The organism is Daejeonella sp. AP26 (genome assembly GCF_056680515.1).
Genome location: NZ_CM155286.1, coordinates 968,155 through 984,919, shown reverse-complemented (window position 1 = coordinate 984,919; position 16,765 = coordinate 968,155). Strand labels below are relative to the sequence as shown.

7 protein-coding genes and 1 pseudogene are annotated in these 16,765 nt (G+C 43.0%); 3 read left to right on the top strand and 5 right to left on the bottom strand.

Going from position 1 to position 16,765, the window contains the following annotated elements; translation table 11 throughout:
- Nucleotides 1-22 precede the first annotated feature (22 nt).
- Genes AC1MCB_RS04200 through AC1MCB_RS04185 form a run of 4 tightly spaced genes read right to left on the bottom strand, consistent with a single transcriptional unit; the run spans nt 23 to nt 5,474 of the window.
- Nucleotides 23-2,209 carry a glycoside hydrolase family 20 protein gene (locus AC1MCB_RS04200; protein ID WP_479967497.1) on the bottom strand — a complete coding sequence of 729 codons (2,187 nt, stop codon included), beginning with the start codon at nt 2,207-2,209 and terminating at the stop codon, nt 23-25.
- A gap of 14 nt (nt 2,210-2,223) precedes the next feature.
- Nucleotides 2,224-3,876: a UxaA family hydrolase gene (locus AC1MCB_RS04195; protein ID WP_479967496.1), complete on the bottom strand. Its 1,653-nt coding sequence runs from the start codon at nt 3,874-3,876 to the stop codon at nt 2,224-2,226.
- A 10-nt stretch (nt 3,877-3,886) separates the two neighbouring features.
- Nucleotides 3,887-5,131 (bottom strand): sugar MFS transporter, encoded by a 1,245-nt coding sequence (locus AC1MCB_RS04190; RefSeq protein ID WP_479967495.1) that lies wholly within the window; start codon nt 5,129-5,131, stop codon nt 3,887-3,889.
- A gap of 10 nt (nt 5,132-5,141) precedes the next feature.
- Nucleotides 5,142-5,474: an L-rhamnose mutarotase gene (locus AC1MCB_RS04185; RefSeq protein WP_479967494.1), complete on the bottom strand. Its 333-nt coding sequence runs from the start codon at nt 5,472-5,474 to the stop codon at nt 5,142-5,144.
- Between the two features lie 191 nt (nt 5,475-5,665).
- On the opposite strand from AC1MCB_RS04185, the gene AC1MCB_RS04180 reads away from it, so the two are divergent.
- On the top strand, nt 5,666-6,550 hold the full coding sequence (locus AC1MCB_RS04180; protein ID WP_479968783.1) for an AraC family transcriptional regulator: 885 nt from the start codon (nt 5,666-5,668) through the stop codon (nt 6,548-6,550).
- Between the two features lie 79 nt (nt 6,551-6,629).
- Here AC1MCB_RS04180 and AC1MCB_RS04175 read toward each other — a convergent pair.
- Nucleotides 6,630-8,120 (bottom strand): annotated as a pseudogene (locus AC1MCB_RS04175) (sulfatase family protein).
- A 527-nt stretch (nt 8,121-8,647) separates the two neighbouring features.
- Here AC1MCB_RS04175 and AC1MCB_RS04170 point away from each other — a divergent pair.
- Together AC1MCB_RS04170 and AC1MCB_RS04165 are read left to right on the top strand one after the other, a co-directional pair.
- Nucleotides 8,648-9,931, top strand: coding sequence for a hypothetical protein (locus AC1MCB_RS04170; RefSeq protein WP_479967493.1), 1,284 nt, complete (start codon nt 8,648-8,650; stop codon nt 9,929-9,931).
- 1,117 nt (nt 9,932-11,048) lie between these two features.
- Complete coding sequence (locus tag AC1MCB_RS04165; protein ID WP_479967492.1) at nt 11,049-16,754, top strand: HAMP domain-containing protein; 5,706 nt, start codon at nt 11,049-11,051, stop codon at nt 16,752-16,754.
- Nucleotides 16,755-16,765: the final 11 nt, after the last annotated feature.

The following is a 16,765-nucleotide window of genomic DNA, read 5'->3' as shown; positions in this document are numbered from 1 at the left end:
AATTTTACTAAACGGTTCATGCTTACTCAACTATTATCTCATCAGCGAATATCCAGCCTTCCCCACCTGCACTGGTATGCCATTCAGGTAGCTTGCCGAGTGCGGTCGCCACAACTTTTATAAACTTTGCTTTCTGAGGCTTATCGCTCTTGAACGAAAACTGCTGTGTTTGAGGAGCATAGTCCTCGCCAGAGATTTCATGAGTTGAAGACTTTACCAACTTCCATTTCTTAGCATCATCAGACGTGTAAAAATCTACTTTCACTGGCAACAGTATCCATGATTGTGTGTTCTGAAGAAAATTGATTCGGATGCTTTGAAAAGATGTCGCGGCTCCCAAATCTACAGTCACATCCATATTATTGCCAGACCAGCCAAGCCAGCTTCCGTCACCATAATTTAAACTGCCTGTCAATCCATCCGTAAGTCCAAAATCACCAACCTCCTTATAGTTTTCATGGTAGGGCGTATTGAACTGAGCAACCTTCCCTACTGCTTTATGACTTACCACCTCAAACACAAGCGGAGTTAATGCCTGTTTTTCACCACGAAAAGGCACAAGACTTATCTTTACAGGTGACTTAACCGTAAGCGAATCGTTAAATGATTTTGAGGATGCTGTAATCTTCTCATCACCAAAAGCGTAATGAGTCTTAATTTCCTTTAAACCAGTCTGTGCATACACGCGCCAGACTTTTTCAGTGGGCAGATACTTTAGCCTGGCCGTCAGAAGGTTCCGATCCTCTGCTCCATAAGTGACACCCCATTTATCCATAAGCTGATAATGATGCTGCAATCTTGTTTTAAAATCAGCGAACTCAGTTGTTCCATTCCACAATGCCTCAGCAAACGCCTGCATGCGGGGAAAGATCATATACTGCGCGTTTAGTTCAGTGATGTATTCAGCCCAAACCGGACTATCTGATCCAAGCACCTTCGTTTCAGCACCAGCCACTGCAGGATCATGATCAAATGTCTTTTTAAGGGTTAAGGATTCAGGAGGACCGTCGAAGTAAACTGTCTGAATAATTTTATTACCGTTTCCAACAGCTTCCTTTGCCTTCTCCTGACCACGCCAAACTTCTATTATTGCGCTGCTGTCCACACCGCCTTCCATGATCTCATCCCAGCCGATCATCGTTTTGCCTTTTGACTGCACAAACTTTTGCATCCGTTTTACAAAATAGCTCTGCAGACCATGCTCATCTTTAAGGTTTTCATCTTTTATCTTCTGCTGACAAACAGGACACTTATGCCAGCGGTCCTTAGGGACTTCATCCCCGCCAATGTGGAAATATTTAGATGGAAACAAAGGCATCACCTCGTTCAATACATCCTGCAAAAACGCATAAGTTTTATCCTGCCCCGCACAAAAGACTTCCTTATGCACACCAAAATAAAAAGGCACAGTGAATTGCTTTTTAGTGCATGAAAGTTCAGGATAGGCAGCAAGCGCAGCAACTGCATGGCCAGGCATCTCAATTTCCGGAATGACAGAAATATACCGGTCGGCAGCATACCTTACCACTTCCTTAACCTCGTCCTGAGTATAGAAGCCACCATGCAGGCTACCATCTGATTCATTACGCCAGGCACCTACTGTAGTTAGCTTAGGGTATTTTTTAATTTCTATACGCCATCCCTGATCATCGGTTAAATGCCAGTGGAAGGTATTTATTTTATAGTAAGATAGCAGATCAAGGTGTTTCTTGATAAAGGCGACGGAGAAAAAATGACGAACTACATCGAGCATATTGCTTCGAAGACCGTATTTGGGATGATCGTTAATCTCAAGGGCCGGCAGATTCACCGTTTTCGCTTTTTCAACTGGCAGGAGTTGTCGCAGGCTTTGTACAGCCCAAAATAGGCCCGTATCAGATTTCGCCGTAACCTTTATAGAGCTTGAGGCGATGACTATCCGATAGGCTTCAGGTTGACTGGTGGTCGTGCTATATTCAAACGTGATCCGCTTTGAACCCTTGCTTTTCAACAGATCTAACCCTGTTTGTTCCTTTACGGCCTCAGCGAAAAACAAGGCTACTTTCTTTGCCTTGGCATCTGTGGGAATAATCAGCTTTGCTTCATGTAGCCTAAAATCGGAAGTTGCTCCTCTGACATTTTGAGGCAAAGGAATAATAGGAACACTCTGGGCAAAGGTTATGCTTGATATAAGAAGCAGGATACTAAGCGGCAAAAAAAGTTTCTTCATAATATAAAATCAGATTAAAGGCTTACGCCACGTTTCCACGGAATAAAATCATCCTGCCCCAGCTGCACTGCTTTTGGAATTATTACACCGCTTGCGGCCCGGATACAATATTCCAGTATCTCCTCGCCCATTTGCCGAAGTGATTTTTCGCCAGTAATCACTTTACCGCAATCAATATCGATTATATCAGCCATACGCTCAGCTAAGGCCGTGTTAGTTGCCAGCTTGATGGTTGGGCATACCACATTTCCTGTTGGAGTACCTAAACCAGTAGTAAACAATATCAGTGTTGCGCCGCTTGCAGCTTTGCCGGTGGTAGCTTCCACATCGTTTCCAGGAGTGCAAACCAGGTGAAGTCCCGGCTTCCTGACAGGCTCTGTATAATCCAGAACATCTGCTATTGGTGCTGTACCACCCTTTTTTGCGGCCCCGGCCGATTTAATTGCATCGGTAATCAAGCCATCTTTAATATTGCCCGGTGAAGGATTCATGTAGAAACCGCTGCCTACAGCACGCGCACGCGCATCATAGTCCTTCATCAGTCTCGTGAATTTTTCTGCAGCTTCAAAAGTCGTACACCGGTCTACCAGTTCCTGCTCGACTCCGTATAACTCGGGGAATTCAGCCAGCAGTACCTGCCCCCCCAGGGCAACGATCAAGTCTGAAGCAACACCAACAGCAGGATTAGCCGAAATACCTGAGAAACCATCAGAACCACCGCATTTCACTCCAACGCAAAGCTTGCTAAGTGGCTGTGGTGTCCGGACTGACTTATTAATTTCAATCAGACCAGAAAACGTTTTCTGAATAGCTTCAGCTATCATCAGCTCCTCTGACTTTGCTGTTTGTTGCTCGAAAATATATAATGGCTTGTCAAAGCTCGGATTTCGCTCCTTGATATCATTTAACAATAGATCTACCTGCAGGTGTTGGCAGCCCAAACTTAAAACTGTAATACCACCAACATTAGGATGATCGGCATATGATGCCAACAACCTGCTTAACATTTCACTGTCCTGACGAGTGCCCCCGCACCCCCCCTCGTGATTTAAAAATTTTATACCGTCGACATTGGGGAAGAGTCGGTCGTTGATGAATACCGATTCTTCAGACAATAATGACTGGGGGGTAAATATATCCGGATCACTTCCCTGTTTAAAAGCTGATACTAATTTACTTACTGCTTTCCTGTATTTATGGGATGGCGCATACCCCAACTGCTGTAAAAGAGCATCCTTAATGTAGTCAAGGTTGCGGTTTTCACAAAAAACAGTAGGTACAAACAACCAGTAATTTGCGGTACCCACCCTTCCATCCGATCTTAAATATCCCTGGAATGTTAGGTCTTTCCAATCATCTGTATCTGGTGGAGCCCAATCATATTGTCTCTGCTTACTATAATTTTCATTAGAAGCATGCTTAATATTATTGGTAGTTATCAATCCACCTTTTCGAACTGGCTCGGTTGCTTTACCAACCAAAACACCATACATCTTAATCTCATCTCCCGGATTTAAATCAACCATGGCAAACTTATGCTTGGCAGCTATATTATCCTGCAAAACATATTGTTCATTTTCAAAGCTGATCGTCTCACCAGTGAAAAGATCACGAAGCGCTACCAACACATTATCTCCCGGATGAATCCGCAAAACTTTTTCTGACATGATCTCTAAATTAAATCCCAGCTTGTGTTTTAACCTTATAGCCACTCCACCCGTACCAGGCAACTATTAAAAAACAAAACAAGGGAACAGTGTAAGCAATAGCCACAGACCACTCGTCAGTAAACAGACCCATTACATATGGGATCAATGCCCCGCCAACAATGGACATGATAATGAAAGAAGAGCCTTTTTTGGTATGATGTCCGAGGTCTTTAACACCCAAAGCAAATATGGTAGGGAACATAATAGACTCGAAAAAGAATATGGCCATCAATGCATAGATGGAAATATTTCCGTTTGCGGAAATAACGATCATACATAAGATAACATTAATTAAGGCGTAGATCGTCAACAACTTGTTAGGACTGATTACCTTCATCAAAGCTGTGCCTGCAAAACGCCCGGCAGTAAACAGAATAAATGCTATCGACAGCAAATACGCGGCTTCAGCATTATCAATTCCATTACCTACCTGGGTACAGTAATTAATAAATAATGCAGCGATGCCAACCTGGGCGGCCACATAAAAAAACTGCGTTATAATCGCATTGGTAAAGTTGCGATGACTGAAAAGTGGCTTTCTGTCAAGTGATTCCTCGGAAACAATCTCACTTTCTTTAATTTCAGGTAGAGCTGTTTTGAAGAAAAATCCTGCTATAATCAATACGATCCCACCAATAACGAGATAAACCATTTTCACAGAATCAAGGTTACCAGCATCATTTGTGCTGCCGAAAAACAATGTGGCACCAATGACCGGGCCGATATAGGAGCCCACACCGTTGAAACACTGGGCCATGTTCAGCCGGAACTCCGAGGTCTCCGGATTCCCCAAAACTGTGACATAGGGATTTGCTGCAGTTTCTAAACATGCCAATCCGGAAGCCAGAACAAATAACGCAATGAGGAAAAAATTAAAACTGGCTTGTTCTGCGGCGGGAAAGAACATAAATGCTCCTGATGCATATAATAGTAGCCCGAGAATAATCCCTTTCTTATAGCCGAACTTATTCATAAATATTCCTGCCGGCAAGGCTACCAGAAAGTAGGCGCCAAAATATGCGGCCTGCAGCAAGGTAGAGCGGGCGGTCGTAATATTAAGTGCCTCCTGGAAATGTTTATTTAAAACGTCTAGCAGTCCATAAGCCATCCCCCATAAGAAGAATAGGCTGGTGACAAGCACAAGGGGAAGCGTATAACTTTTGCCCTTTGCCGGAACACTTATTTCGGCAGTTCTCTGGTTTACTATGGCCATATAAATTGTTTTACAACTCGAAAATTTTATCCATTAGCTTCCATTTCACACCTGCTTCCACGCCGGGCAAAGCCTGCTGGTAAGTCCACATTAACGATTCCCATTCCTGGACTTTTTCATTTGCTGCATCAAGCATTGCTTTTTTTTCAAACGAAAATTCGTCATTTACTTCCATAATCATAAACAGCCGGTTTGACGCTCTATAGATCTCCAGACTTTGGATTCCTGAATCTTTAATGCTCATTAAAACTTCGGGCCACACCTGTTGGTGATACTGCTCGTATTCGGCTATTAATTTCGGGTCATCCTTAAGGTCGAGTGCCAGACAGTATCGTTTCTGCATATAAATGTAAAATAACTTTTTTGAACAAAAATGAACCTTCTGTACACAAAGAAAGGATTTCTGGACACTGTTAATTTTATGAAATTACCTAATCATTCAGCGATATTAACCTAAGTATTTTCAAAGGAAATAAATAAGGGTATATGAGATTGAATTTATTCCCATACCTTCACTTTGCTGAACGTGAAAGAATGAAACCACAATTACTTAAAATTTCAATAAACCAGGCGCAGTCATTCAGCGCCCGCCAGGATAAAATTCCACATTTCAACAATCGCTGGCATTACCACCCTGAAGTAGAACTCATTTATTTCAAACGTGGAAATGGCACTCAATTTATCGGTGATAGTATTAAACGCTTTCGTTCCGGTGACCTGGTAATGGTGGGTGCACATCTACCTCATTACTGGAGGTTCGACGACGAATATTTTGAAGAAAACAGCAAGGTGAGCGCGGATGTGAGAGTAATCCATTTTTGTGAGAATTTCTGGGGCGATAGCTTCCTTGACCTTCCGGAGAATAAACTTTTAAAAATCACCCTCGAAAAGGCGCGTCGAGGCATCCAGATTGGTGACAAGGCTAAAGCCAGCGTGGGCGAAATCCTCAACGATATCATAAATGCGGAAGGCCCTAAAAAAATAATACTTTTAATGGAGGCGCTAATCGCTATTGGAAATTGCAGTCAGCAAAATCTTCTTTCATCAATAGGTTTCAGACATCAGTTTGAGGCTGCAGAAAATGACAGGATCAACGCTATTTATGATTATTCAATTGCTAATTTTAAACGTAAAATTCAATTGAACGAAGTGGCGGAAGTCGCTAATGTAAGTCCTAATTCTTTCTGCCGGTATTTTAAATCTCGCACACGCAAAACCTACTCCCAGTTTATCAATGAAATCAGGATCGGTGTTGCCTGTAAATTCTTAATTGAAAATAAAGTCAACGTGAAGCAGATCTGTTATGAAAGTGGCTTCCACAACTTCGCGAGCTTTCATAAGTATTTCAAGCAAATTACTGGTAAAAGCCCGCTGGTATACCAGAAGGAATTTTTAATGAAAATAACGCAGAAAGTCTAATGGTTCGCTAACCCCAACTTCAATTTTATTAGCTCATGCTAAACTGAAGCCGGATAGATAGCCGCGTTTGAAAGCGACTTTACATCAATTTGCCGGCTTCCTGATCCTCGTACCTTTCAATCAATGTTCTCAGTTGTTTCTTTAATGATCTGGTTACTTTTTTATAACCCTGCTCCCCATAGAGGTTATTCATTTCATGCGGATCGTTGTCCAGGTCATACAGCTCCCATGACTCAACTCGTTTATAAAACCGTATCAGCTTATACTTTTTAGTTTTAATGCCAAAGTGCGGTGATACAGAATGTTCCCCATTCTCATAATAATGGTAATACAACGCATCCCGTCCCTTATGCTTATCATCGGTAATCAAAGGCAGCATTGATTCGCCCTGAATATCATTAGGGATCTTTACACCTGCTGCATCCAGCATGATGGGAGCAATATCGAGGTTCATAGCCATGCTCTCAGACACGCTTCCCGGCTTAACTCTGCCCGGGTATCGCATCATCATGGGCGTCCTAAACGATTCTTCGTACATAAAACGCTTATCAAACCAGCCATGCTCTCCCATAAAAAAGCCTTGATCAGACATGTAAATAACGATGGTATTTTTAACCAGATCATGCTTATCCAGGTAATTCAGAGTGCGGCCTATGTTTCTGTCCAGTGATGCAGCAGTACTTAAATAATCTCGCATATAACGCTGATACTTCCATTCTACCAGTGCTTTTCCGCTCAGGTTCATTGCCTTTAACTCTGCCTCTACCGGACCATAATAGTCATTAAACTTTTCACGCTGATCGGGACTCATTCGGTCGATTGATCCTTCCTTTCCGTTGCTATAGGATAGCATCTTCAAGTCGTAGCCCATGATCATCGTTTTATCAATGGTCATATCCTGCACTTCTGCAGCTTTACGATTTTCATACTGATCGTAAAAATTTGCCGGCAACGGAAATTTGACCTGATCATACAGACCCAAGTCAGTGGTATCAGGTAGCCACGTACGATGCGTTGCTTTATGGCCAATAACCAGACAAAATGGTTTGCTGGTATTTCGGCGGTCCAACCATTTTTCGCTTTCGTCGGAGATGATATTACTGACATAGCCCTCTATCCGTTCCCTTTTTCCATTCATATTGTCAAAATCAGGGTTATAATATTATCCCTGCCCAGGCAGTATTTTCCAAAAGTCAAATCCCTGGGGCTGAGTCTCCAAATGCCACTTCCCTACCCATGCAGTTTCATACCCACTCGTACGCAGCTCTTTAATAAAAGTATTCTGACCACCGTTAAAGCTTGAATTTTCATTGTCTTTAAAACCGTTTTTATGACTGTATTTCCCGGTCAATATTACCGCTCTGCTGGGGCCACAGATAGAATTAGTAACATATGCTTTGTTAAAAAGCACGCCCTCGTTCGCAATACGGTCAATATTGGGTGTCTTCATTAACTTGCTTCCATAAGCACTAATAGTTTGATAAGCATGGTCATCAGAAACAATGATCACGATGTTGGGCCTCTGTTGCCCGGAAGCATTAGCGAACCCTGAAAAGACTAAGAAGAGCATAACTTGAAATCTGAATTTTCTTTTCATCATATGTCGTTATCGTTTAATTTCAGGTCTGTAATCTTATTCTTTTTTGCTGTGCCTTGTTCAGGTCTTGTTCAGGTCTTGCCGCTAAATTAGCGGCAAGACACGAACAAGAGTAAAGCAAGAGTAGACTAAATTCCGATCTTCATACTCTCAAACCGGCCCTTACAACCGGCACGAGCAGCGGATTGTCTGATCATAATGTTGACAATCTAATCATGCACACTTTTTCGATGGCTATACTATCCATTCCCGCAGCTGGCAACACAATTCTAGGGAAAATAGACGGCCAGGTTATAAGGATATTAAGCAAAAGAAGATATAAATTATTCCCAATCTGAACTTACTCTCCCGAACGGAAAGATAAAGTATACCGATATTTTGTAACCCTTTTCACTGAAGAAATCTCTAATAATTGAACTTCAAATGGGATGCATGTATCATGATCGAAACGATTCATCAGCCTGGTTACCCTATCCGTTTATATCTTATAATTTAACATTATGAACCGTAAAACGCTATTAATTATGGCCACACTGTTGATCGCAGTTATAGGCTTAGGTCAATGTAAAAAAGATAAGAATGAAGATAACCGAAACCTGATTGGAGAAGGTCGGGAAATTTTCCGTTTTGATACCTTTGGTGACGAAGAATGGTGGAGTGGAACGCTTCATATAGATAAGGCCATTGCGGGTGAAGCTAACGGTGGATTTGGAGGCGGTGTAAGTCCTAAAACGGCTTTAGCAGTTGGCTTAAAGGTAGATGCCGGGGCATTGCCACCGGCAGTAGTGGAAGGAATAAAGTCCGGTGAAGTCAACCTTGACGACCCGGCAACCACCCTGGCGCTTTTAAAATTAAACGCCGTTGTAGGGATAAAGGGAACATTTAATCCTGCGGGGGGAATGGCATCTGTCGGCATCACCTGCGCAGCCTGCCATTCAACAGTTGATAATTCATTTGCTCCGGGCATCGGAAAACGCCTCGATGGATGGCCAAACAGGGACCTGAATGTTGGAGCAATTATTTCACTCACCGACAATGCAAAACCCTTAACTGACCTTCTGCATGTTGACGAAGAAACCTTAAGGCAGGTACTTAGTTTATGGGGACCGGGGAAATTTAATGCAGCCCTGATCCTGGATGGAAAGGCCATGCGCCCGGATGGGAAAGTAGCCGCCAACTTAATACCGGCTGCCTTTGGCCTCAAAGGCATAGATTTAACCACGTATACAGGTTTCGGTGATATCAGCTACTGGAACGCATTTGTAGGAACGCTAGAGATGCACGGCAAGGGCAGTTTTCATGATCCGCGCCTCAATGATCCGGTCAAATATCCTATTGCAGTGGAAAACAGTTTCTGGAATATCAGTCACAACCCCGATCTTCTAACCTCCAAATTGCCCGCTCTTAAAGCTTACCAGCATTCCATATCAGCGCCCAAGCCTCCTGAAGGAAATTATGACCGGGCAGCGGCAGGCAAGGGAAAGGCACTTTTCCTGACTCAGGCTAAATGCGCACAATGCCATATGCCGCCCTTGTTAGCCGACAATAAGTTACATTCCGCCAGCGAGATCGGCATTGATGATTTTGAAGCCTTGCGGTCACCTACCGGAAAATACCGGACAACGCCCTTAGGAGGGTTATTTGCCCGAACAACAGGTGGTTTCTACCATGATGGCAGATTTAGTCAACTAAGTGATGTTGTTGACCATTACAACACATTTCTTAAAACCGGCTTATCGTCTCAAGAAAAAAAAGACCTTATTGAGTATTTGAAGTCGCTATAGAGGAGAGTAAGATGCCCATATGAGAAAGTTTAAGGTGATAGCTGGGATGACAATCCTGATTATCTTTTTTCATGTACTTTATTTCAATGTAGATAGTCGCAAAGAATGATTAAGATTTCAGCGCCCTCCAATGATCATTTTAAAATCACTGAATTAAGGTTAAAGCTGTCAGGATCAAACTGGAGTGAGGGATTTTGAGGCTTACAGTCGATCCTAGTCAAAAACCAGTTGATTCTGAATGCCGTTAGTTCTTAGAGGCTCTGACATTTCGCAATTAATGTCTCTAACATAGTATCATTCGGCTGGCAATCATCGCGATCATCAAATAATCAAATTAATGATTCCTTAATGCGTGCCAATACTTTTTTTAAGAGCAGATTACGAGCAAACTACCAGGAAATCTTTTTCAAATACGACGCTGTACGGCAAAAACCAAAGCTGTTTTCAGAAACCACAAGGGAAAATATGTGAGTCTATTACCAACCTTATCAAATGGGTTAAGAGTTGCATTTCCGGTCATTGTATCGAATCGCATAGGAAAAGTTATACTTCTTGATATTGCCCAAATTACACATCAGTCCGTCAAATGAAACAGGTTCCTTGACTTGTCCCAATTTCATCTGTCTTGTTTCTAAATTTCTATAAAATATTTCGAAATTATTTTAATGTCGATGACTAGTTTGTAAGTAATTATTTGAACTGGAACACTCGTTTCGGCTGACTTATTGCAATTAATATGGTTGACCACCAAACAATTTGTACAAACTTATATCTGCGTATTTTGTGACCGTTCATTTGACAATTATCAAAAGAGTTTACTGTACAGTAAATTATTCACTTTGTACAACATTTACTAGCCAGGTTAAACAATTTACAGGACACAACTCAGTTAACTACATTGATTTCAAAGTAAGTTATTTCTTTTTAAGAATAACGCTTGATCGAATTGGTGAGACACCTTTGTCAGGGAGTAAAAATTCTTTACTTTGGAAATTCTATAGTGAAATTTACAGACTTAATTTAGAAGTAGTGTCAAGATTTGTCAGCTTTATAAAATCTATATCCTATCACCCCTTATATACGTTAATAATCTATCAGGACCAGAAATCCGTTAAAAATGAATAAGAATATACAGCCTATAAATGGTTCATCTGTAGCGGTTGAATCTGATGAAACACTAGATTTAAAAGAATTATTAAAGGTTTTAACGCTGGTTAAAAACGGAAAACTTAACGCCAGAATGCCGGTGACTCAGGCTGGCATTAGCGGCAGGATCTGCGAGGTGCTTAATGATATCATCGACTCGAACGAGCGGGTATTTTCAGAGATTTCTTCGGCCGAGAAGATTATTGGCAAAGGTGGTAACCTGTCTAAACGGATTGAACTTCCTGATGCGAGGGGTGAATGGGCGGAAGGTGTGAAGTCCTTAAATAACCTGATCACCGATCTCACCCACCCTACCCTCGAAATCGCAGGAATGATCAACTCGGTAGCCAACGGTAATTTGTCTAAGGAAATTTCCCTGGAAATAAATGGCCAGCCGCTTAAAGGCGAGTTTTTGCGTATTGCAAAGGAATCTAATCAGATGCTCTCAAAATTACGGTTATTCTCTGCCGAGGTAACCAGGGTTGCACGTCAGGTAGGTTCGGAAGGACAACTTGGAGAGCAGGCAAAGATTAAAGGTGTTGCGGGTGTTTGGGCTGAGTTGACCGATTCGGTAAACCAGATGGCGGGTAACTTAACTGCCCAGGTACGAAATATTGCCGCGGTAACAACGGCGGTGGCCAAGGGTGACCTTTCGCGGAAGATCACGGTAGAGGCTAAAGGAGAGATCCTGGAACTTAAAAACACCATCAATACGATGGTGGATCAGCTGAACTCATTCTCTTCGGAGGTAACGAGGGTGGCACTCGAGGTAGGTACAGAAGGAAAGCTGGGCGGACAGGCCAAAGTACCGGGTGTAGCGGGAACCTGGAAAGATTTAACAGATTCAGTAAACCGTATGGCGGGTAACCTTACCTCGCAGGTACGAAATATAGCGGGTGTAACTACCGCGGTGGCCAATGGTGACCTTTCCAAAAAGATCACGGTGGATGTTAAGGGGGAGATGCTTGAATTGAAGAAAACCATCAACACGATGGTGGATCAGCTGAACTCCTTTGCATCAGAGGTAACACGTGTGGCACTGGAGGTAGGAACCGAGGGTAAACTGGGAGGACAGGCGAAGGTGAAAGGTGTCGGTGGGGTTTGGAAAGACCTGACCGACTCGGTAAACCAGATGGGTAGTAACCTGACTGACCAGGTGCGAAACATTGCGGGGGTGACCACTGCGGTAGCCAAGGGAGATTTGTCCCGAAAGATTACGGTGGATGCAAAGGGTGAACTCCTTGAGCTGAAAAACACGATCAATACGATGGTGGATCAGCTGAACTCCTTCTCATCAGAGGTGACGCGTGTGGCCAGGGAGGTGGGTTCTGACGGCCAGTTAGGCGGTCAGGCAAACGTACCGGGCGTTGGTGGTACCTGGAAAGATTTAACGGATTCAGTAAACCAGATGGCTGGTAATTTAACGGGCCAGGTAAGAAATATAGCTGAGGTAACAACCGCGGTGGCAAAGGGAGATTTATCCAAAAAGATCACGGTTGATGTTCGTGGAGAGATGCTCGAGCTTAAGATCACGATCAATACGATGGTGGATCAGTTGAACTCCTTTGGATCGGAGGTAACGCGTGTGGCCAGGGAGGTAGGTTCAGAAGGACAGCTTGGGGGCCAGGCAAACGTGCCGGGTGTAGGTGGAACCTGGAAAGATTTAACGGACTCCGTAAATAAGATGGCGGATAACCTCACCTCACAGGTAAGGAACATTGCCGAAGTAACCACAGCGGTGGCCAAGGGTGACCTTTCGCGAAAAATTACGGTAAATGCTAAGGGTGAATTACTTGAATTAAAGAATACGATCAACACAATGGTGGATCAGCTTCGCGGTTTCGCTTCGGAGGTAACCAGGGTGGCACGTGAGGTAGGTTCGGAAGGGCAACTCGGTGGACAGGCCAACGTACCGGGGGTGGACGGTACCTGGAAAGATTTAACGGATTCGGTAAATAAAATGGCCGGTAATTTAACGGCTCAGTTAAGAAATATAGCGGATGTATCCATTGCGGTAGCAAACGGGGATTTATCTAAGAAGATCACCGTCGACGTACGTGGAGAGATCCTGCAGCTGAAGGAAACTATTAATACGATGGTGGATCAACTGAGGGGATTTGCATCCGAGGTAACACGTGTTGCCAGGGAGGTAGGTACCGATGGTAACCTGGGAGGCCAGGCCTTTGTACCGGGTGTTGCGGGAACATGGAAAGATTTAACAGATTCGGTAAACCAGATGTCGAGTAACCTGACATCGCAGGTACGTAACATTGCCGAGGTAACCAAAGCGGTAGCGGGTGGTGACCTTTCGAAAACGGTAGTGATTGACGTAAAGGGTGAGATGATGGACCTGAAGAACACCATCAATACGATGGTGGATCAGCTGAACTCATTTGCATCCGAAGTAACGCGTGTGGCACGAGAGGTAGGAACGGAGGGAAAGCTGGGGGGCCAGGCACAGGTAAAAGGTGTGGGTGGTACCTGGAAAGATTTAACGGATTCGGTAAATCAGATGGCATCCAACCTTACCGGCCAGATCAGGGGTATCTCTAAGGTGGCAACCGGTATTGCAAAAGGTAACTTAAAGCAGCGTCTGTCCATTAATGCCCTCGGTGAGGTTGCCCAGTTGACAGATACGATCAACGAGATGATTGATACCCTGGCGGTCTTCGCTGACCAGGTAACAACGGTTGCACGTGAGGTGGGTGTACAGGGAAGATTAGGTGGCCAGGCAAGTGTACCCGGTGCCTCAGGAACATGGAAAGATTTGACGGAAAACGTAAATCAGCTTGCACAAAACTTAACTACCCAGGTACGTTCTATTTCGGAGGTAGCCTCTGCAGTAACTAAAGGAGATTTAACCAGGACGATTGGTGTGGATGCTAAAGGTGAACTTGAAGCATTGAAGGATACAATTAACCAGATGATTGCCAACCTAAAAGGAACAACCTTAAGGAACCACGAACAGGATTGGCTAAAATCCAACCTTGCGAAGTTTACACAGATGCTCCAGGGACAGCGTGACCGAAATGCGGTGGCAAACAAGATCCTTTCAGAGCTATCTGAGTTGGTTAATGCCAAGTATGGAGCATTCTATATCCTGGAACACCCTGAAGAGCTTACAGGAGTTCCAAAGCTTAAACTATTTGCAGGCTATGCCCCCGATAGCAAGCGAACCATTAACATGGAGTTCTCTTTGAATGAGGGTTTGGTTGGCCAATGCGCGATCGATAAAGAAAGGATATTACTCACTAACGTTCCGGGAGACTATTTACAGATCAAATCCGGAATAGGAAGCGCTCCTCCCTCCTCCCTCGTAATATTACCGGTACTATTTGAGAATAATATTAAAGCGGTAATTGAGCTGGCTTCATTTGATAACTTTAGTCCTACCCACCTTGACTTTTTAGATCAGCTGACAGAAAGTATTGGTATCGTGTTGAATAATATTGAAACCAATACCCGGACAGAAGAACTTTTAACACAATCCCAGTCTCTGGCAGGGGAACTAAGTTCACAACAAGAGGAACTAAGACGGGCAAACGACGAGCTGAATGATAAAGCACAACTTCTTGAAAAACAAAAAGAAGAGGTTGAGCAAATTAACAAGGAAGTAGAAGAAGCAAGGCGTTCTATTGAGGAAAAAGCAGAACAGCTGGCCTTAACTTCTAAATACAAATCTGAGTTCCTCGCGAACATGTCTCATGAGCTAAGGACACCGTTAAACAGTTTACTAATACTGGCTCAACAACTGTTTGAAAATCATGACGGTAATCTGAGTGATAAGCAGATTAAATATGCAAAAACCATTCACTCCTGCGGTGATGATTTGATCCAGCTAATTAATGACATTTTAGATCTGTCAAAAATTGAGTCAGGGGTTATTTCTGCTGATGTAATGCCTGTAAGCTTCCGTGAAATTGCATCATATGTGGAGGCCACCTTCAAACCAATATCAGAAGCCAAGAATCTTAACTTTAAGATCGAAATAGAGGAAGATCTGCCTGATACAATGGAAACGGATATCCAACGGCTTAACCAGATCCTTAAGAATTTACTATCTAACGCATTTAAATTCACTGATAAGGGTGAGGTTAGCCTGAATATTTATCGTCAGAAAACAGCAAAACACCCACTACCCGGAACTGATTCTGTTATCGTTTTCGAAATTGAGGATACAGGTATTGGTATCTCCGGAAATACTCAAGACCTGATCTTTGAAGCTTTCCAGCAAGCTGAAGGTTCAACCAGCCGAAAATACGGAGGTACAGGATTGGGTTTATCAATTAGCAAAGGTTTCGCAGAGTTGCTAAAAGGAACAATTACTGTAAGAAGTGAATTGGGTAAAGGAAGTGTGTTCAGCCTTTACCTTCCGCTGATGTACAAAGAGGGAACAAAATTGGTTGGTGAAAACCCTGTCAGAAATCACCAACCGATGACTGCTGCAAAGGGCATGCAGGCAGAAATTGAAAATCTGATTGATGATGATCGCTATAACATATTGCCTAATGATCGCGTAGTGCTTGTAATTGAGGATGACGTGAGGTTCACCAAAATCATGATTGATAAAGCCCATGATTTCGGGTTGAAAGCAGTAACAGCATTAACCTATCTGGAGATTTTCGAAGGCATTCAGAATTTCAGCCCTATCGCAATAACACTTGATGTGAACATGCCTGAGTCGAATGGATGGAAGGTGCTTAAATTCCTAAAAAACAATTCAGAGGCACGTCACATCCCCATTCACCTCATTTCGGGAGAGGACAACCGGGCGCTGGCTTTAAAGCATGGCGCAAAGAGTTTTCATCTGAAGCCTCTATCAAACCGCTCTTTAGATGAGTTAATGTCTGGCATTACATCTTTTCATGATAAAGCTGTCAAGAAAGTGCTTCTGATAGAAAGCGATAAAAAGGAGAAGAATAATATTGAAAGACTATTAAATAGTCCGGTAATTTCAGTTGAATCTCACAGCACAATTAAAAAAGCTATTGATAAACTGAAAGAATCCGGGGACTTCGACTGCATAATTCTGGATTATAACACAACGGAATCCACTGAATTGTTAAAAGTATTGAGTCAACAAAAACGGTTTGATACAGGACTTATTCTTTATTCACCTTTCGAAATTGCAAAGACAGAGATCATCAATCTGAAGAGATTTAATTATAAAACTATTCTAAAAACCGAAGGCTCGGAATGCCAGCTTCTGGAGGAGATTATTGATTGCCTGCATATCGATGCAAAACTTGTATCCAACGAATGCAAAGACCTTGTATTCTCTCAGAAAAACAGTAATGGGATATTGGATGGTAAAAAAGTACTGGTTGTTGATGATGATGTTCGTAACCTGTTTGCCCTTACAGCGGCTTTTGAAAGATCTAACCTGGATGTAATAACGGCCGAAAGTGGTCGGGAAGCTTTAGAGATTTTAAACTCTCAGAAGGATGTAGATATCGTCTTAATGGATATAATGATGCCTGAAATGGACGGTTATGAAACAATTCAACGGATACGAAAAGAACAAAGGCATCAACTTTTACCTATCATTGCTGTAACAGCTAAGGCTATGATCGGTGACCGGCAGAAATGTATCGCATCAGGGGCGTCTGACTATATAACTAAGCCGGTAAAAACTGATCAATTGATGTCGCTGATGAAAGTTTGGTTACATAAATAGAAACTGATTAC